Origin of the sequence: Paraburkholderia sp. Ac-20340, from assembly GCF_017104965.1 — a bacterium.
Lineage (GTDB): Bacteria > Pseudomonadota > Gammaproteobacteria > Burkholderiales > Burkholderiaceae > Paraburkholderia.
The window spans coordinates 14,972-33,443 of record NZ_JAAGPR010000037.1; the positions used below are offsets into that span (position 1 = coordinate 14,972).

Below are 18,472 nucleotides of genomic sequence, written 5' to 3' on the forward strand. Positions count from 1 at the left end.
ACAAGGCCTCAAGTGCGCGTCTCGACCGGTTCGTTGCGTACCGGTTGGTTGTGTACCGGTTCGCCCAGTACACACGACGACACCCGGTTGCGCCCGCTGGCCTTCGCAATCAGCAGTTGCGCGTCGGCGGCCTGCAATACTTGCTCGGCGCCGCCCGCCAAGTTTTCCAGGCTCGCGGTGCCGGTCGCACAACCCACGCTGACCGTGACCGCGCCCGCATCGCTCTTCGCATGCGCGATGCGCAAGCCTTCCACTGCATGACGGATGCGCTCGGCGAGCCCTGCAGCTTCTTCCGCGCCCACATCAGGCAGCACCACCGCGAACTCCTCGCCACCGTAGCGCGCCGCCATATCCTGCGCGCGACTCACCTGCGCACCGATGCATTGCGCTACGTTGCGCAGCACGTCGTCGCCAACCGCGTGCCCGTATTCGTCGTTGAACAGCTTGAATTTATCGATGTCGATAAACAATATGGATAACTGACGGTTTTTTCGGCTCGCCCGGCGCCATTCTTCGTCAAGCCTGATATCCAGCGCGCGGCGATTGCTCAGTCCCGTGAGGCCGTCAGTCATCGACATCTCGCGCAGCCTGGTCAACGCCTTGTAGCGCGAGCGCAGCGCGCTTTCCAGCGCCATCGATCCCACAGCCAGCGTGAGCGCAAAGCCCGCGGCCAGCAGCCCTTGCCACCACGCCTGATGCCGCCACACGCGCAATGTTCGATGCGTCGAAGGCGCCACCACCACCGCAAGCGGCGCGCTATCCACACGTGCACTACAGCATTTCACGCCAGCGAGATCGATACGTTCGCCGCGAATTTCGTGCAGGGCCAGCGACAGATTCTCATTAGGGCGCTGGGCGTCGACCAGCACGGCGCCATCGTTGCGCACCACATGCACGGCCTCGACATCGCGCGACTCGAAGCCGCCAATGAAGCGCTGCAGATTGTCGAGCCTCACGATCAGCACCGCAACGCCTTCGAACGCGCCACCCGGCCCTTCGATACGGCGCGCCAGGGCGATTGAACGCCGCCCGTCGCGAATGCGCGAATCCAGAGGTTCCGAAACATAAAGACCGTGAGACGTGCCACGCGCGAAGGCCTGAAAATAATCACGGTCGCTGAGATTGACCCTGGCCGCCGATGGATTTTCGAACGGCGCTTCTACCGTGCCATCCGCATCGACGATAAAAGCATCGTCGAGCAATTCATGCGACACCGCCTGACCAAAGCGAATACGTTCGCGAACATTGTCGGAGATAGGCGACGCAGCGGCGTTGCGCGGCGCAGACGCCATATCGTCGAGCAGCGCGCTGTAGATATTCATATTGGCGTTCAGACCGCTCGCCACCACGGACGCCACGCTCTGCGCACGCTCGTGAGCGCGCTCGATACGGCCCGCGCGGTCGGCGGTCAACCACGCCGTTGTGCCAGCAAGCACAACAACGGCGCATAACACACCGGCGACGGAGATGAGATTGGGGTAGGCATCGAGCGTTGCCAGCAGATGGCGCGACCCACGCCGCAATATGCGGCCCACATAAGAGAATGGCGTAATGACATTTCGGGTGGGCATCTAATTTCTCCTTATGCTCTCCGCCGATTATGAACGGACGCCGCGCTTCGGGATATCACAGAATCGCGATACTCGTGTAAAGAAATTGCTACACTCGATTTAGGCTTTTGCATTCGATACATGTCAGGAAACCTAATGAGTACGAGCGTCGTTATCGCGCAAGGGCAGACCGTGACGCGCCAGGCCGTGCGCCTGCTGGTCGAACGCGCGGGCTATCGCGTACTCGCCGAAGCAGCGGATGGTTTGAGCGCCGTGCAGCGCGTGTTGCAACAGCGCCCCGATATCGCGATCCTTGGATTGCAGATGCGCCGTCTTTCCGGGCTCGAAGCAATACGGCGCATTCACGCTGAATTGCCCTCTACGCGCATCGTCGTGCTCTCCGCGCTCGACAGCGCGCATTCGATGAGCGTGTGCGCCCAGGCGGGCGCCACGGCCTTCGTCAGCATGTCCGGCGAGCTATCCGAACTCACTGCTGCGCTCGACGCCGTGAGACGCGGGCGTAGCTGGTTTCCCGTCACGGCCGATGGACTTGCGCCAGCGCCCGGCGCGACAACATCCGAAGCCGCGCAACTCGACGCGCTTTCGGCGCGCGAACGGCTCGTGCTGTCCTATCTCGTGAAGGGCGAACGCCTGCGCTACATCGCCGCCGAACTCTCGTTGAGCGAAAGCACAGTCAGCACGTATAAGCGGCGTCTGCTGCAAAAACTCAATGCGACCTCAGTGGTCGAACTCGCGGAAATCGTGCGGCGTAGCGAAGCGGATACGTCCGCACACGATCAACCTGCCATTGCCGCCGATCGGAACCTCGCGCGCCTCATCGTCGACGCATTGCCTTTTCATGTGACCGTGCGAGACGGCACCGGGCGCGTGCTATTTCTGAATCGCTATGGCCACGAAGCGCTGGGTACGCGCGCGCAATGGATCGCGGGCACCGACTTTATCGAGCACGCAAAATTGTTGGGCGTATCGGCGGATCAGGCGAGCGAGCTTCAGCGCGCATTCAGCGACGCCGTGCGCAACGGTGTGCCTTATCGCAGCGAGATCATGGTCGATGGTGCGAACGGAATCGTCGCGGCCTTGCATTGGGGCGCACCGTTGCGCGACGGCAATGCGAATGACACGATGCTGTGCGGCAGCATCAACATCACGGAACAGGAAGAGGCTTTCGTTGTGCTGCGCGAGAAACTTGCAGATGCCGAGCGCGAAGCAAGGCAAAAAGACGGCCTGCTCCAGCATTTCGTGCAGACGCTTGCGCCCGACGTCGAACGCCTGGGCGCGTTGATCGCCAATCAAAGTTCGCGAGCGCCAACAAGCTCAATCACCGCTGCAACAAATGCGGTCATGGCATCGCTGCGCACGACTTTGAATCGCTACGCGCTGCTCGCGCGCATCGAGGAGGATAGTTCTGCGCGCATGCTCGAACGCTGCGCGCCCGCCGCAATCGTGCGCGCCACCATTGAAGAGGCACGCACGCGCCATCCGCAGGCACAGATCGATCTGGATATCGCCGCGCCACGTTCCGCCGCACGCGCGGCGTTCATCGCCAGACCGGCGTTCGACGATCTACTCGGGCTGATGATCGATGCAGCGCTGGGCGCAGCGCCCATCATGCGACTCGTGAGCATAGCGTTGCAGACATCGGCGCGCTCGCGCGGTCTGCTCGATCTGCAACTCGTCGTGCAAGCTGTGCCGCCCGGCAGCAGGAAGGCGATGCGTACCACGCGCGCTACGACCCGCACACGCGACGACTGGCTCTTGCCCGCGTGCAGAAGAATTGCGGAGAAAATCGACGCATCGCTCGAAAGCGTCGATGACGGCCCGCGCTGCCGCATGGTGCTGAAAATGCACTTGCAACGCACACAGGACGATATCGGCGGATAACGTATCACTCCATCGATACCGCTTCGGACGCCGGCTTGGCACGCTGCAACAACTCCACGAGCCGCTGCGCGAGCGGCGACACATAACTGCCCGCCCGCGTAATCGCCCCCACTCTGCGGCCCAGTTCCAGTTCGGCGGAATCGACGTTGAGGCGCAAGATGCCGCGCTTCGCATTCGCGGACACATTGCCCGCAATGCAGAGCATGCGCGAGCCGCGCATCAATTCCAGCAGGGCCGGCACCGCGAAGTCCGTCTCCACACGCAAGGCCGGTTCGGGCAGCCCCTGGCGGCGGAATGCATCGTTGAGCTGTCGTCGCAGCGGCACATTCATGCCGGGCAGCAACCAGTGCTCGCCCGCCAGATCGCGCAATTTCAGGCGCGTCTTGCGCTGCAACGGATGCGATTCATCGGCCATCACGTACAGGCGGTCGTCGAATAGCGACACCGTGGCGAACTCGCCACCCACCTCGGGCGGCTCCGGCGCAACCGCCATATCGAGTTCGCCGGCGCTCATCAGCGCGAAAAGATCGCTGGCGAGGCGGCGGCGCAAACGCAGCCGCGCGGCCGGACGCTCGTTCATCAACTGGCGGCAGGCGCGTAGCACGATCGAATCCGGCACCGTCGGCGAATAGCCCACGCGCAGAATACCCTGCTCCCCTGTCTGGATCGCGCGCAGTTCCTTGAGTGCATCTTCGTATTCCAGCGCGATGCGGCGCGCGCGCTCGACGAACACCGTACCGCCCGGCGTGAGCGCCACACCGTTCGGGCTGCGGTGAAACAGCGCGAGGCCCACTTCGTTCTCGATCCGCTTGATCGCCTTGGTCAGCGCCGGCTGACTCATGCCCAGCGCCTCTGCTGCCTTGCCGATTCCTCCGCAACGTTGGACCTCCAGTAGATAGTCCAGATCGCGTGTCTCCATGGCATTCCCTTTGGTTATGGGTTTATAGCCACCACTTCATTGCGGTGATGACCGACATATTACACACTGGGCCGACATTCATTGGAGACCTGAATGAGCTTTCCGTATTTTCTGCGGCGCGCGGCCGCCTATTGGGGCGACGTGCCCGCCGTGATCCATCGCGATCGTCCGCTCAGCTACCGTCAACTCGAAGCGCGCTCGAACCAGCTTGCACACGCACTGCTGGCTCTCGGGTTGCAGCGCGGCGACCGCGTGGCCGTGCAATCGCGCAACTGCACCGAACTCGTCGAAATCGAATCTGCGCTCTATAAGGCGGGGCTCGTCAAGGCCGCACTCAATCCGCGTTTCACTTCGGCGGAAGCCACCGACGTCGCTGGCAACTGCACGCCGCGCCTACTGATCGCAGGACGTGGCTACGCCGGTTATACGCGCGAAACACCGGGTTTTGAGAGCGTGGAGGCGTTTATCGCCATCGGCGGCGCCGAGGGTTATCTCGACTATGAATCGTTGCTCGCGCAATCTTCTTCACAACCGCTCGATATCATCAGCGCCGCGGACGACCTCGCCGTGCTGCACTTTTCATCGGGATCGACGGGAAAGATCAAGGCCGCGATGCAGAGCTATGGCAACCGTATGGCTTCGCTGCGCAAGCTGCTGATGGGCATGGATACCCAGCCGCGCCCCGGCGACCGCCTCGCGCTGGTTGGGCCGATCACACACGCCTCCGGCATGCTCATGCAGCCCTTCCTCTACGGCGGTGCGACGCTCGTGCTGTTCGACAAATTCGAGCCCGAGGCCTTTCTCGCCGATCTCGAACGTTTGAAGGTCACGCATGTGTTCATGGTGCCGACCATGATCAACATGCTGCTCAACGAACCGGCACTCGCCCGTACCGACCTGCGCGCACTGAAATCGCTCTCTTACGGCGCAGCGCCGATGGCGCCCGCGCGCATCGAAGAAGCGTGGGCGCGCTTCGGTCCGATTCTTTCGCAAGGCTATGGCGCAAGCGAATCGACATCGGGCGTCACGCGCCTTTCGATGGCCGACCACGCGCACGCAATCGCCGCGCGCCCCGAACGTCTCGCGTCATGCGGGCGACCGATGGGCGAGACCGAAGTCCGCGTGATTGGCGAAGACGGCCAGCCGCTCGCTGCCGGCGAAGTGGGCGAAATCGCCATCCGCGGCGACGATGTCTTCAAGGGCTACTGGAACGCACCGGAACTCAGCGCCGAAGTCCTCGTGAACGGCTGGCTGCTGACCGGCGATCTCGCGCGCACCGACGAAGAAGGCTATCTCTATCTGGTCGATCGCAAGAAGGACATGATCATTTCGGGCGGCTTCAACGTCTATCCGACCGAAGTGGAAGCCGTGCTGTACCAGCATCCCGATGTGCTCGAAGCCTGCGTATTCAGCGTGCCGGACGAGCGCTGGGGCGAAGGCGTGAAGGCCGCGATCGTGCTCAAGCCGCAACGCGCTACGAGCGCCGACGATCTGGTCGCCCATTGCCGCACGCTGCTGGCCGACTACAAGTTGCCGCGCTCGATCAGCTTCGTAGGCGAGTTACCGCGCAACGCAAGCGGCAAAATCGCCCGCAAGATCGTGCGCGAACAATACTGGGCCGGTTCCGATCGCCGCGTGAATTAACTATTATTACGGATACCGAATCATGTTCCACTACGTAACCGATCCCGTTTTCGACGCCACACGCGAAAACATCCGCCGCTTCGTTGCCGAAGAACTCGCACCGATGGAGCGTGAACTCGGCCTCGATTCCGAAAGCGTCTGGCCGCGCGAGGTGCTGCGGCGCGTCTGGAAGCGCTCGGCGGAACTGGGCTTCTATTCCGCCTGCCTGCCCGCGCAACTGGGCGGCAAGGGATTTTCGGTGCTTCAGCAATGCGCGCTCAAAGCCGACCTTGCCGCAAGCGGATGTTCACTCGCCATCCACGTATTGGGCGATCTGGGCGGTCCGCCGCGCGTGGGCAATATGCTCAAGTACGCGACGCCCGATCAGTTGCAGCGCTATTTTATGCCGGTGATTCGCGGCGAACGATCGACCTGTTTCGCGCTGACCGAACCGCACTCGGGTTCGGACGCGCAAAGCATCAGCACCACGGCCACCGAAGATGGCGACGATCTGATCATCAGCGGTCACAAGCATTACATCAGCGGCGCGCCGTTCGCGGACTTCGCCATCGTCATGTGCGTGACCGACGCCACAGCCACGCCGCCTGCGATCAGCGCGGTACTGGTCGATCTCGATCTGCCTGGCGTCACGGTCGAGCAGGAATACGTGCCAATGTCGGGCCAGCATATCGACGCGGACATCCGCTTCGACAAAGTGCGCGTGCCGCGCGCGAATCTGTTCGGCGGCGCGGGCAATGGCTTCAAACTGGGCATGTCGCGCATCAACGTGAACCGCCTGCTGCACTGCCCGACGATGCTAGGCCTCGCAAATTCGGTGTACGAAGCGTCGCTCGATTACGCGCGCAGCCGCCGTCAGTTCGGCGGACCCATTGCGCGTTTTCAGGCGATCCAGCACATGCTCGCCGATATGGCTGCTACGTTGTGGGCCTGCGAAAGCATGATCGCGCAGACCGCCGCGCTCGCTGACGCAGGCGGCGATCTGCGCATGAAAGCCGCAGCATGCAAGGTCTTCGTTTCGGAGCGCTGTTTCGAAGTGGCCGATAAAGCCGTGCAGATTCACGGCAACGTGGGCGTGACGCGCCATCATCCGGTGGAACAGGCCTTCCGCAAACTGCGCATGTTCCGCATTTTCACGGGCACCAGTGAGATTCAGCGCAACACCATCGCGCGCGCCATTCTCGAACCTTCCGGCGCATAGACGCACAACTCGCCCACTCAAAAATCACGCGCAATAGACGCACAAAAAGACTGGAGACAAGGATGTCCGCAAACGGCAGCGACTACCGGCCCGCGCGCGCGTGGTCGATCGCCATCATGCTCGCATTGATGATGATGGTGAATTTCCTCGACAAAATCGTATTCGGCATGGTTTCCGTGCCGATGATGCACGACCTCGGCCTGACACCGACGCAGTTCGGCCTGATCGGCGGCAGCCTCAACTGGCTGTTTGCGATCTCGGCCGTAGTGGGCGGCGTGCTTTCGGATCGCATCGCCACGCGCGTGATTCTGCTGCTGATGGCGCTGTCGTGGTCGCTGCTGCAATTACCGATGCTGTTCGCCAGTTCGATGACGGTGATCCTGCTGCTGCGTGTGCTGCTGGGCGCGGGCGAAGGCCCCGCCTCGCCGGTCTCGTTGCACGCGCTCTACAAATGGTTTCCCGACGAAAAACGCGGCCTGCCCGCCGCCGTGCTCTATCAGGGCAGCGCGCTTGGGCTTTTTATCGCCGGTCTTGTGATTCCTCTGATCACTGCTCGATGGGGCTGGCGCGCGAACTTTGCGGTGCTCGCCGTGCTCGGCTTTGTGTGGTGCGTATGCTGGCTGGCGTTCGGCAGCGAAGGACCGCTCGATCCCTTGCGACGCCCTTCGATCGAACAACAGGCGCAACGCGTGCGCTGGCGCGTGCTGTTGACGGACCGCACTATCGTCGGCAACTTCTGCGGCCATTTTGCGGCGAACTGGGTGCTCGCCACTTCGCTCACGTGGATGCCGCATTATCTGCAGGCAGGGCTCGGTTATAGCGCCAGCACGTCGGGCCGTCTGTTCGCGCTGTTCGTGGCGATCACCACGCCGATGGGCCTCGGCCTCGCGTGGCTGTCGCAACAGATGCTCTGTGCGGGCATGCCTTCACGCCGCGCGCGTGGCCTTTTTATCGCCGTTGCACTGGGCATCGCGGGCCTGCTGCGTATGGCGGTGTTCGTGCCTGCCCTTGGCTCCTTCGAGAAAGTCCTGCTGCTCACGCTGAGCAGCGGCCTCACGCTGGCGATGTATTCGGTCGGCCCCGCGATGCTCAGCGAAGTCGCGCCCGCAGGCCAACGTGGCGCGATTCTCGCCTTGAGCAACGCGATTGGGTCGCTCGCGGGCCTGAGCGCCCCGCTGCTGACCGGCGTGCTGATCCAGCGCGCGTACGGCAATACCGCTATCGGCTTCGAGCAATCGTGTGTGCTGTGCGGCTTCGTGCTGATCGCTTGCGCTGGATTGTGCGCGCGCTGGCTCGATCCGAAACGTTCGCGCGCCGCCTTGCAATCGATGCGCGCGCCGGAACTCGCCGCTTCGCACACCACGCACTAAACCTCTTTTCCTGGCATCGACCGTTCCATGCACGACATCCTTCCTTTTCAGCGCGCCACGCAGGCGACTATCGACGCTCAACGCGCCGCGCAACTGAATTTGCCCATCGACGATCCGCTCGATATCGAAGAAGCGCAACGCGGTTTTATAGGCACGATTCCCGAGGCGGAAATTCGCGATGCCTATGGTCGTCTCGTCTGGAGCATGGCCGATTACGCTTTCCTCGAGGACGAAACCGCACCGCCAACTGCGCATCCAGCGCTCTGGCGCCAGGCGCGCCTCAATCGCCTGCACGGGCTCTTTGCCGTCACGGAGCGCATCTATCAGGTGCGTGGCTTCGACCTGTCGAACATGACGCTGATCGAAGGCGATCACGGGCTGATCGTCATCGATCCGCTCACCTGCCGCGAAACCGCCCATGCTGCGCTCGAACTCTATTACGCGCACCGTCCCCGTCGACCGGTGGTCGCCGTGCTCTACAGTCATAGCCACACGGATCACTTCGGCGGCGTAAAAGGCGTGATCGACGAAGCGCGTGTACGCGCAGGCGAATGCGCGATCATCGCGCCGGAAGGCTTCATGGAAGAAGCCGTGTCCGAGAACGTGCTGGCCGGCACCGCGATGGAGCGGCGTTCGCAATTCCAGTTCGGACAGACGCTCGCGCGCAGCGCGTGCTGCCAGATCGACGCGGGGCTGGGCAAGACCATGCCGAGCGGCACCGTTACGCTGATCGAACCCACACAATTGATTCGTGAGGAAACCGAAACACACTGTATCGACGGCGTAGAGATTGTCTTTCAGTTGACGCCAGACAGCGAAGCGCCAGCCGAAATGCACTTTTTCTTTCCGCAATTGCGTGCCCTGAATGTCGCCGAAAACGGCACGCGCACGCTGCACAATCTTTGCCCGTTGCGCGGCGCGCAAGTGCGCAACGCCAAACTGTGGTCGCACTATCTGAATCAGGCCATCGAGCGCTACGCCGGCGCAGCCGATGTGGTGTTCGCGCAGCACCATTGGCCGACGTGGGGCACACAGCGCCTGACGACCTTTCTCGAACAACAGCGCGATCTCTACAAATATCTGCACGACCAGACTTTGCGTCTGATGAATCGCGGCTGGACCGCGGCCGAGATTGCCGAAACGCTCACCCTGCCCGACGCGCTGGCCGCTCAATGGCATACGCGCGGCTATTACGGCACGGTCTCGCATAACGTCAAGGCAATCTATCAACGCTATCTGAGCTGGTACGACGGCAATCCGGCACATCTGCATGCCTTGCCCGATAACCTTTCCGCGCCACGCTACGTCGACTATATGGGCGGCGCAGAGGCCATACTCGAGCGGGCGCATCGCGACTTCGCGCGCGGCGAGTATCGCTGGGTCGCCGAAGTCATGAACCGGCTCGTGTTCGCTCAACCGGATTTGCGCGCCGCGCGCGAACTGGGTGCGGCGGCACTCGAACAAATGGGCTTTCAGGCCGAATCGGCGACATGGCGCAACGCCTATTTGCTAGGCGCACGCGAGCTGCGCGAAGGGATCGGAGCGCAGGCAGGACACGTCATGCGCAGTCAGGACCTCGTGCGCTCGCTCAGCGATGGCGCGTTCTTCGACTATCTCGCCGTGATGGTAGACGGCGGCAAGGCGCAGGCGCTCGATATCCGCATGAGCTGGCATTTCACCGATCGCGGCGCGCAATACGCGCTCTATCTGAAGCACGGCGCGCTGAGCTGGTCGACAACGCCGCATCGCAACGGCCACGATCTGGGCGTCGCGATGACGCGAGGCGCGCTCGATCGCATCCTGCTCGGCGAAACCCAGTTTGGTGCGGCCGTGGCCGAAGGCCAGATCGTGCTCGAAGGCGCGAAGGCTTTATTCGGCGCGTTTCTCAAGACGCTGGAAAAGCCGGATGGCCGGTTCAACGTGGTCGAACCGTAACGGCGCGCAGCCATTGGGGTCGTTGCGGACATGCTCGCGAGGAATGTCTATATGCCAGTCGCTTGATTGCGCGCCCAGAAGCGCTCCGACACACTGAATATCGGTGACACGTCATTAGTCATCCATATCAATTAAAAATGAAGTACGGAGACATATGAAAAAGCTTCTACTCGTCGCGGTGGCTGGCGCGATCCTTCCTGGCATGGCCTGTGCGCAATCGAGCGTCACGCTCTATGGGTATCTGGGCGGCGGCGTGCGCTGGACCAACGGTCTAAAAGGCGGCAGTTCGGTCGCGTTCAATAACAATATTCTTGCGGGCAATCGTTTTGGCATTTCCGGCGAGGAAGATCTGGGCGGTGGCATCAAGGCAATCTTCAAGCTCGAAAACGCCTTCAATAGCGGCACCGGCGCGCTGAAGAATACCGGCGTGCTGTTTTCGCAGGCGGCCTATGTTGGCTTCAATGGCGAATATGGGCGGCTCACGTTCGGGCGTCAGGTCAGTTCGAACGAGTATTTTTCCATTCTGATCGATCCGCTCAATGGGCAGGGGCAAACGCTGGCCGTCGCGCCCAATGCACTCTATTACTTTAACTATTTCACCTACGATACGCGCTTCAATAACACCATCAGTTATCTCGGGCGCGTGGGCGGTCTGCGCTATGGCGCGAGTTATTCGCCCGGTGGCGTGGCCGGCAATACGCGCGCGGGCACCAATGTCTCCTTCATGACCTTGTATCAATGGAGCGGCGGGCTCGCGGGCTTTGGCTATCAGAAGCAATGGAATGCCGCGGCTACGCAGTGGGCCGAAACCTTCCAGGGCGGCGGCTCGCTTGTGTTCGGCTCGGCGCGCGTCTTTCTCAGCTACGCGGATCTCAATGTGAGCGCCAGCACGGCCGGCGCGCCCAATCGCCACGACCAGATGCCGGGCGTGGGCATCGTGTATCTGCCTACGCCCGCCATTCAATTGACCGCCGCGCTCTACTACGACCGCGCGACCCATCTGGCAAACGCGAAACAGGGCGACGGGCACAAACTAACGACTTATGCCGTCGCCGAGTACTACCTCTCCAAGCGCACCGAAATCTACGCAGAGGCCGATTTCAACGGCCTATCCGGCGCTTATCGCTCCGATGCCTTGAATATCGCCGCGCTCGGCATTCGTTCCGGCACTTACTCGACGACTGGGTTTTCGATCGGTTTCATGTCGCGTTTTTAAGGGCAAACGGGGCGCGGCGCACGACCGGCTACAGACTTTACACGTTGTTACCCGCGCGTAGCGGACGGCCGCAGCGGCATTCCTTATACTCCGCCGCATCCGCTACCGACAAGCGACCCGTCGCGCCAATCACGCGCGCAGCGCCGCTCAAAACACCGTGATGCCCATGCTCTCTACCCGTTCCGCCCTGACTGCCGCGCTGGTCGCTGCTACCGCTGTTTCGCTGTCCGCCTGCGTGGCACCCGGCTATGCACCGGGATATGCTTCGGGCTATTCGTCATATGGTTCGCAGCAGGGCTATCAGGGCCCGGCCGCAGCGCCGGTCTACGCGCAGCCCGCTACCGTGCAGCAACCGGTCTATGCACCGCCGCCCGCTCCCGCGCAGCCCTACGATACGCAAAACAACGGCCAGTACAGCGGACAATACAACGCACCGCAGTACAACAATCAATACGGCACGCAGTACGGCACGATTGCCGCGATCCGCCCGGTTACGAGCGCGACGAGCGCTTCGGGTGTCGGCGGAACCGTGGTCGGCGCGCTGGTTGGCGGCGTGCTCGGCAACCAGATCGGACGTGGACACGGCCGCGATGCCGCAACGGTGATCGGCGCACTCGGCGGCGCCTATGCAGGCAACCAGATCGGCCAGCAGATGGGCGGCCCGGCCGGCTATCGCATCGACGTGCAGATGAGCGACGGTTCCTCGCGCTCCTTCGACGTGCCGACGCCCGGCGATCTGCATCCGGGTGATCGCGTTCAGGTCAACGGCAGCCAGTTGGCGCGCTATTGATAGCGCCGCGTTGAATAATCATCAGTCATGCTGATGATTTGTGCACAAAAAAAGCGGCGGCGCCAGAAGCGCTCGCCGCTTTTTATTTACAGGCTCTTATTACGCTTACGCGCGACCATCGCGCAATTCGCGACGCAAGATCTTGCCGATATTGCTTTTCGGCAAGCCCTCGCGAAACTCGACCATTTTCGGCCGCTTGTAGCCCGTCAGGCGTTCCTTGCACCAGTTGAAAACCTCTGCATCGGTGAGTGCGGGGTCTCGCCGCACCACGAAGATTTTCACGGCCTCGCCCGAGTGACGATCGGGCACGCCCACAGCAGCCACTTCGAACACGCCCGGATGCTGCGCCACCACGTCTTCCACTTCGTTCGGATAGACATTGAAGCCCGATACCAGAATCATGTCCTTTTTGCGGTCCACGATCTTCACGAGACCGTTTTCGTCCATCACCGCGATATCACCCGATTTGAAGAAACCGTCCGCGGTCATGACCCTGGCGGTTTCGTCAGGGCGCTGCCAATAGCCTTCCATCACCTGCGGCCCGCGCACGCAAAGCTCGCCCGCGACGCCCATGCCCAGCACGTTGCCGTCGTCGTCGCGAATCGATACGTCCACCGAAGGCAGCGGCAAGCCGATCGTGCCACTCCATGTGGTAGAAACCGGCGAATTGCAGGTCACGCACGCCGAGGTTTCGGTCAGGCCATAGCCTTCAGTGACCGGCACGCCGGTCTTCTCGAACCAGCGCTTCGCCACGGCTTCCTGCACGGCCATCCCGCCGCCCACCACGGCAAATAGCTGGGAAAAATCGAGCTTGTCGAAGTCGGGATGATCGAGCATCGCGTTATAAAGCGTATTCACGGCGGGGAACATGGTGATGCGATATCCGCGCAGCGTTTCGATCATGCCGGCCATATCGCGCGGGTTCGGCACAAGTACCGAAAGGCCGCCGGTATGGATGCTCAACAACCCGCACACCGTCAATGCGAACACGTGATAAAGCGGCAGCGCGGCAACGGTGACGTTCTGCGTGACATCGGGGCGCTTCGCGCGCGCCGGTTCGAGCCACGTTTGCGTTTGCAGCAGATTGGCGATCAGATTCCGATGCAGCAGCACCGCGCCCTTCGATACACCCGTGGTGCCGCCCGTGTACTGCAGAAACGCGATATCGTCCGGGCCTTGCTGCACCGGCCTGAATGGCAGACGTTCACCCAATGCGAGCGCGGTGCTGAAGCGCGTGTGACCGGGCAAATTCCATGCGGGCACCATCTTCTTGACCCGTCGCACCATGAAGTTCACGAGCCAACCCTTCACACCCAGCAGATCGCCCATGGTTGCGACTACAACGTGTTTAATCGACGTCTGCGGGATCACCGCTTCGAGCGTGGTCGCAAAGTTCTCCAGCAGGACGATGGCTTCGGCGCCGCTATCCTTGAGCTGATGTTCGAGTTCGCGCGGCGTATAAAGCGGATTCACGTTCACGACCACATAACCCGCACGCAGAATCGCCGCCAGCGCAACCGGGTATTGCAACACATTGGGCATCATGATCGCCACGCGCGCGCCGCGCTCCAGCCCCTTCGATTTCAGCCACGCAGCGAGGTTGCGCGAGAACCTGTCGAGTTGCGCATAGCTGATCGATTTGCCCATGCAGGCGAATGCGGGCCGGTCGCCGTATTGACGAAAACTCTCTTCGAATAGCGCGGTAATCGAACGATAACGCGACATGTCGATTTCGGCCGGCACGCCCGCAGGATAGGAATGAAGCCAGGGTTTGTTCATGATGGAGTTCGAAGAAACGAAAAGAATTGGCAGATTGCTTGTGTTGGTTGGCACGCGGCGGCGTTCAGAGCTGCACGCCGCGCAATGCATGGACGATTTCCTGAAGCCGCTGCGGCGTCGCATCGGCGGCGGCGAGCGGTTCGCCCACCGACAAGGTCAGGCGGCTCATCGCCCGGCGGCGCAGCGGACGCGGCGTACGCGCCTGCTCGTCGCGTGAAAACACGCTGCCCCACAGACCTTGCAAGGCCATCGGCACGACGGGCGCGGGCACGCGGCGCAGAATCTCCATCACGCCATGACGAAACGTATTGATTTCGCCATTACGCGTGATCTTGCCTTCGGGAAAAATGCAGACCAGTTCGCCTTGCTCGAGTGCCTGCGCGCAGCGCGTATAAGCCTGTTCAAGCAGCGCAGCATCTTCGTGCGCGGGCGCAACCGGAATCGCCTTGACATGGCGGAACAACCAGCCCACCAGACGCGAACGGAAAATACGATGATCCATGACGAAGCGAATCGGACGCGGGCTTTCCGCCATGATCACAATCGCATCGATAAAACTCACGTGATTGCAAACCAGCACCGCAGCGCCCTCTTGCGGAATGCGTTGCGTATCGATTCGATTCACGCGATAGAACGTATGCACCAGCACCCACGCAATAAAACGCAGCATGAATTCCGGCACGAGCGAGTAAATGTACACGGCAATCACAATATTCAACAACCCCGTGATCAGGAAAATCCCTGGAATACCCACGCCTGCAGCGCCCAGCGCCACGCCCATCAACGCAGAAGCAATCATGAACAATGCATTGAGAATATTATTCGCGGCGATAATGCGTGCGCGATGCGTGGCCTTGCTGCGGCTCTGGATCAGCGCATAAAGCGGCACGCTATAAAAGCCGCCAAACATCGCGAGTAGAAAAAGATCGGCAAGCACGCGCCAATGCGTGAATGCGCCCATGAATTCACTGACCGATTGCAGATGCGAGTGGGTCGGCAATGCATGGCTCGCGAAAAACAAGTCGATGGCAAACACACTCATGCCGATCGATCCCAGCGGCACGAGACCGATTTCAATGCGTCCACGCGAAAGACGTTCGCACAGCAACGAGCCCAACCCGATGCCCGCCGAAAACGTGGCCAGCAACACGGTCACGACATCGGGATTCGCGCTGAGCACCTCTTTCGCGAAGCCGAAGAACGAGGAGAGAAACGTCGCGCCCACAAACCAGAGCCACGAAATACCAAGCAGGCTGAGAAACACCGCGCGATCTTCACGCGCAATCTTGAGATTGCGCCACGTTTCGTCGAGCGGATTCCAGTTGATGCGCAGATCGGGCTGCGGCGCGGGCGACATCGGCACACGCGAAGAAACGAAACGCCCCACGATCGCCAGCGTCACGCACAGCGCGGCAAGCAGCATCGCGCCCTGCGCGCCCGCAGCGGCAGCCGCACCACCGGCAAGCGTGCCCGCGAGAATCGCCACGAATGTGCCCATTTCGACGAGTCCGTTGCCGCCCACCAGTTCCGCATCAGCGAGATGTTGCGGCAGATACGCGTATTTCACCGGCCCGAACAGCGTCGAGTGCAGCCCCATGAGGAAGGTGCAGAGATAAAGCAGCGCGGCGCTATGCAACATGAAACCCGCGCCACCGATCAACATGGCGACGATCTCGAAGCTCTTCACGAAACGCGTCAGCGCTGCTTTGTCGAAGCGATCCGCAATCTGCCCGGAGGTTGCCGAAAACAGCACGAAAGGCAGCACGAACAGCGCGGGAATGACGAAGGCGGCTGTCTTCGCATCGACGCCCGCGAAGCTGGACGCTTCGTAGGTCACCAGCGACGTGAAGCCGATCTTGAAAGCGTTGTCGTTGAGCGCGCCCAGGAATTGCGTCCAGAAGAACGGCGCGAAGCGGCGCTCGCGCAGCAGGGCGAATTGCGAAGGTTCGTCACGGTGTTCGCGGCTTGCGTTATAGGTCATGGGTGACTCGTGTGCTTCCAGAGAGGTCGATCGTGAACGCGCGGTGCAGCTTGCCACCAAAAGGCGCGTCCGGACAGGAGACGAAGCGAGTATGCCGACCAGGATCAAATCGCGCTCAGATACGTGGTAGAGTCGCCTGCAATATCACCACGAGTATCAATTTTTAATACTTTACGATGAGTGAAACCACCCAACTCGTTGAGACGCTGAAGCGACAGTTACGCGCGCGACGCCTGACCTATCGCGACGTTGCCCACGCGCTGCGCGTGTCCGAACCCAGTGTGAAACGGCTCTTTTCGAAGGGGCGCTTCACGCTCGACCGGCTCGAGGAAATCTGCGGGCTGCTCGGTTTCACGCTGGCCGAACTGGTGCAGGAGGCGGCCGCAACGGTGCCGCAATTGCGCATCCTCACGCAGGCGCAGGAAGCGCAACTGGTGTCGAACGAACGGCTGTTGCTGGTCACGGTTTGCGCGCTCAATCACTGGGCCGTGGACGATATCGTCGCGACTTACCGGCTCACGCGCGCGGAATGTCTGAAGCTGCTGCTCGCGCTCGATCGTATGGGCCTGATTGCACTTCTGCCCGGCGATCGCATTCGCCTGATGGTGGCGCGTGACTTCGACTGGATTCCGGGCGGCCCGATCCGGCAATATTTCAAGGCGCGCGGCCTTGGGGATTTTCTCGAAGATAGTTTTGGCGGCGCGGGCGAATCGCTGGAATTCACCCAGGGCATGTTGACCGAGGCGGCGCGTGCGGAACTGTCGGTGGAATTGCGGCGGCTGCGCAGTAAGTTCGCGGCGCTGCATGACGAATCGGCATCGGCGCCGTTGACCCACCGGCGGGGTACGGGCCTGCTCATTGGCACGCGCGAATGGGAGCCGCGCATGTTTGCGGAATTAAGACGTGTGGCGGATTAGTGACGTGCGCCAGATCCGTAACCCGGCATCCCGCATCGGGAAATATGATTCGGATGCCGAATCATCTAACCGTATGAATCTGAAAATCGAACGATATTTCGGCCGGATCAAAACCGATCCGGCCGCCAGCGCGCAACGCGCTGGTTTTCAGCCATCCACAGGATTCAACGGCGTTTCCAGCAGCAACTGGTAAAACGCCAGATCGAGCCAGCGGCCAAACTTGAAACCCACTTCCGGCAGCGTGCCAACGTGCCTGTAGCCCAGCCGCTCATGCAGCGCGATACTGCCGGCGTTGGTTGCGTCGATGGCGCCCATCAAGGCGTGCACGCCGTTCTCGCGCGCGGCGTTGGCGATCGCTTCCATGATCACGCGGCCCAGACCCTTGCCGCGATGATCCTTATGCACGTACACCGAATGCTCGACCGTGTATTTGAAAGCGGGAAACGCGCGGAACGTGCCGTAGCTGCCAAACGCCAGCAGCGTGCCTTGCGCATCTTCCACACCGATCACCGGGAAATTGCCCGCGCGCTTCGTGTTGAACCAGGTGACCATGCTTTGCGCGTCGCGCGGCTTGTAGTCGTACAGCGCAGTCGAATTGACGATCGCGTCGTTCAGGATCGCCAGAATCGCATCGGCATGGCGTTCATGGGTGCATTGCACGATGGTGTGATCGCTCATTTCGTTGTCCTTTGTGTCATTGAAACTGTGGTCAACGCCACGGCATAGCGCGCGTGCTTGCGACCCGGGTTGCGAAAAACAAGTTGCTGGTCGAGCACCATGGCGAGGCAATCGCCGGCTTTCAGGTGCCATTCCTGCTCACCCACGCTGATGGCCATTTCCCCTTCCAGCATCCAGACCTGCTGATGCGTGACCACATGGCGCGCAACGTTGTGAAAGCTCACGCTCTCGCCAGGCGGAAAACGCACTTCCACCAGTTCGAGCGGCGACTCAAAACCCACGGGCGACAGGTGCCTGCGCTGATAACCAGTGGCGGGGTCCGTCCATGTGGGCTGATCCGCGTGGCGCGCGAGCGGTTCTTCGGCAACGCCTTCCGGTTCGTCGGCGAACAGCGCGGCCATGGTGACGCCCAGGGCGTCGGCCAGCTTGCTGAGCACAACCGCCGTAGGGCTGATTTCCTGGCGCTCGATCAGCGAGATCGTCGAACGGCTGACGCCACTCGCTTCCGCCAGTTCATCCAGAGTATGGCCACGCCCCTTGCGCAGATCGCGCACGCGTTTGGCAAGCAGGGCTTCGACATTCATGAATCCAGT

At 61.6% G+C, this 18,472-nt stretch carries 14 protein-coding genes; 8 read left to right on the top strand and 6 right to left on the bottom strand.

The window, feature by feature from the left end; all coding sequences use genetic code 11:
* Positions 1-8: 8 nt before the first annotated feature.
* Positions 9-1,571 (bottom strand): diguanylate cyclase, encoded by a 1,563-nt coding sequence (locus tag G3N59_RS31160; protein WP_205986696.1) that lies wholly within the window; start codon positions 1,569-1,571, stop codon positions 9-11.
* Between the two features lie 135 nt (positions 1,572-1,706).
* Between G3N59_RS31160 and G3N59_RS31165 the strand changes: the two genes are divergently transcribed.
* Positions 1,707-3,452: a response regulator transcription factor gene (locus G3N59_RS31165; protein WP_205986697.1), complete on the top strand. Its 1,746-nt coding sequence runs from the start codon at positions 1,707-1,709 to the stop codon at positions 3,450-3,452.
* Between the two features lie 4 nt (positions 3,453-3,456).
* Here the strand turns inward: G3N59_RS31165 and G3N59_RS31170 are convergent, their stop codons facing one another.
* Positions 3,457-4,371 (bottom strand): LysR family transcriptional regulator, encoded by a 915-nt coding sequence (locus G3N59_RS31170; RefSeq protein ID WP_205986698.1) that lies wholly within the window; start codon positions 4,369-4,371, stop codon positions 3,457-3,459.
* A gap of 93 nt (positions 4,372-4,464) precedes the next feature.
* On the opposite strand from G3N59_RS31170, the gene G3N59_RS31175 reads away from it, so the two are divergent.
* From G3N59_RS31175 to G3N59_RS31200, 6 genes are all read left to right on the top strand, one after another.
* Positions 4,465-6,015, top strand: a complete 1,551-nt coding sequence (locus tag G3N59_RS31175; RefSeq protein WP_205986699.1) for an AMP-binding protein — start codon at positions 4,465-4,467, stop codon at positions 6,013-6,015.
* Positions 6,016-6,037: 22 nt separating this feature from the next.
* On the top strand, positions 6,038-7,213 hold the full coding sequence (locus tag G3N59_RS31180; RefSeq protein ID WP_205986700.1) for an acyl-CoA dehydrogenase family protein: 1,176 nt from the start codon (positions 6,038-6,040) through the stop codon (positions 7,211-7,213).
* Between the two features lie 62 nt (positions 7,214-7,275).
* Positions 7,276-8,583 carry an MFS transporter gene (locus G3N59_RS31185; protein ID WP_205986701.1) on the top strand — a complete coding sequence of 436 codons (1,308 nt, stop codon included), beginning with the start codon at positions 7,276-7,278 and terminating at the stop codon, positions 8,581-8,583.
* Between the two features lie 27 nt (positions 8,584-8,610).
* On the top strand, positions 8,611-10,518 hold the full coding sequence (locus tag G3N59_RS31190) for an alkyl sulfatase dimerization domain-containing protein (protein ID WP_205986702.1): 1,908 nt from the start codon (positions 8,611-8,613) through the stop codon (positions 10,516-10,518).
* 154 nt (positions 10,519-10,672) lie between these two features.
* Complete coding sequence (locus G3N59_RS31195) at positions 10,673-11,734, top strand: porin (protein WP_205986703.1); 1,062 nt, start codon at positions 10,673-10,675, stop codon at positions 11,732-11,734.
* A gap of 157 nt (positions 11,735-11,891) precedes the next feature.
* Positions 11,892-12,524, top strand: coding sequence for a glycine zipper 2TM domain-containing protein (locus G3N59_RS31200; protein ID WP_205986704.1), 633 nt, complete (start codon positions 11,892-11,894; stop codon positions 12,522-12,524).
* 105 nt (positions 12,525-12,629) lie between these two features.
* Here G3N59_RS31200 and G3N59_RS31205 read toward each other — a convergent pair whose 3' ends face one another.
* Together G3N59_RS31205 and G3N59_RS31210 are read right to left on the bottom strand one after the other, a co-directional pair.
* Positions 12,630-14,303, bottom strand: a complete 1,674-nt coding sequence (locus G3N59_RS31205) for a long-chain-fatty-acid--CoA ligase (protein ID WP_205986705.1) — start codon at positions 14,301-14,303, stop codon at positions 12,630-12,632.
* A gap of 64 nt (positions 14,304-14,367) precedes the next feature.
* Positions 14,368-16,284 carry an MFS transporter gene (locus G3N59_RS31210; RefSeq protein ID WP_205986706.1) on the bottom strand — a complete coding sequence of 639 codons (1,917 nt, stop codon included), beginning with the start codon at positions 16,282-16,284 and terminating at the stop codon, positions 14,368-14,370.
* 176 nt (positions 16,285-16,460) lie between these two features.
* Between G3N59_RS31210 and G3N59_RS31215 the strand changes: the two genes are divergently transcribed.
* On the top strand, positions 16,461-17,201 hold the full coding sequence (locus tag G3N59_RS31215; RefSeq protein ID WP_205986707.1) for a helix-turn-helix transcriptional regulator: 741 nt from the start codon (positions 16,461-16,463) through the stop codon (positions 17,199-17,201).
* Between the two features lie 147 nt (positions 17,202-17,348).
* On the opposite strand, the gene G3N59_RS31220 is transcribed toward G3N59_RS31215, so the two are convergent.
* A complete protein-coding gene (locus G3N59_RS31220; RefSeq protein WP_205986708.1) occupies positions 17,349-17,879 on the bottom strand; it encodes a GNAT family N-acetyltransferase in 531 nt (176 codons plus the stop codon).
* Entirely contained in the window at positions 17,876-18,463 is a 588-nt protein-coding gene (locus tag G3N59_RS31225; protein ID WP_205986747.1) for an XRE family transcriptional regulator, read from the bottom strand. Before G3N59_RS31225 ends, G3N59_RS31220 begins: the two co-directional genes overlap by 4 nt.
* Positions 18,464-18,472: the final 9 nt, after the last annotated feature.

Coding starts and splice junctions, on each gene's coding strand:
- G3N59_RS31205 (WP_205986705.1), bottom strand. CDS start 14,303: ATGAACAAACCCTGGCTTCATTCCTATCCTGCGGGCGTGCCGGCCGAA.
- G3N59_RS31220 (WP_205986708.1), bottom strand. CDS start 17,879: ATGAGCGATCACACCATCGTGCAATGCACCCATGAACGCCATGCCGAT.
- G3N59_RS31190 (WP_205986702.1), top strand. CDS start 8,611: ATGCACGACATCCTTCCTTTTCAGCGCGCCACGCAGGCGACTATCGAC.
- G3N59_RS31195 (WP_205986703.1), top strand. CDS start 10,673: ATGAAAAAGCTTCTACTCGTCGCGGTGGCTGGCGCGATCCTTCCTGGC.
- G3N59_RS31165 (WP_205986697.1), top strand. CDS start 1,707: ATGAGTACGAGCGTCGTTATCGCGCAAGGGCAGACCGTGACGCGCCAG.
- G3N59_RS31185 (WP_205986701.1), top strand. CDS start 7,276: ATGTCCGCAAACGGCAGCGACTACCGGCCCGCGCGCGCGTGGTCGATC.
- G3N59_RS31180 (WP_205986700.1), top strand. CDS start 6,038: ATGTTCCACTACGTAACCGATCCCGTTTTCGACGCCACACGCGAAAAC.
- G3N59_RS31215 (WP_205986707.1), top strand. CDS start 16,461: ATGAGTGAAACCACCCAACTCGTTGAGACGCTGAAGCGACAGTTACGC.
- G3N59_RS31210 (WP_205986706.1), bottom strand. CDS start 16,284: ATGACCTATAACGCAAGCCGCGAACACCGTGACGAACCTTCGCAATTC.
- G3N59_RS31175 (WP_205986699.1), top strand. CDS start 4,465: ATGAGCTTTCCGTATTTTCTGCGGCGCGCGGCCGCCTATTGGGGCGAC.
- G3N59_RS31160 (WP_205986696.1), bottom strand. CDS start 1,571: ATGCCCACCCGAAATGTCATTACGCCATTCTCTTATGTGGGCCGCATA.
- G3N59_RS31225 (WP_205986747.1), bottom strand. CDS start 18,463: ATGAATGTCGAAGCCCTGCTTGCCAAACGCGTGCGCGATCTGCGCAAG.
- G3N59_RS31170 (WP_205986698.1), bottom strand. CDS start 4,371: ATGGAGACACGCGATCTGGACTATCTACTGGAGGTCCAACGTTGCGGA.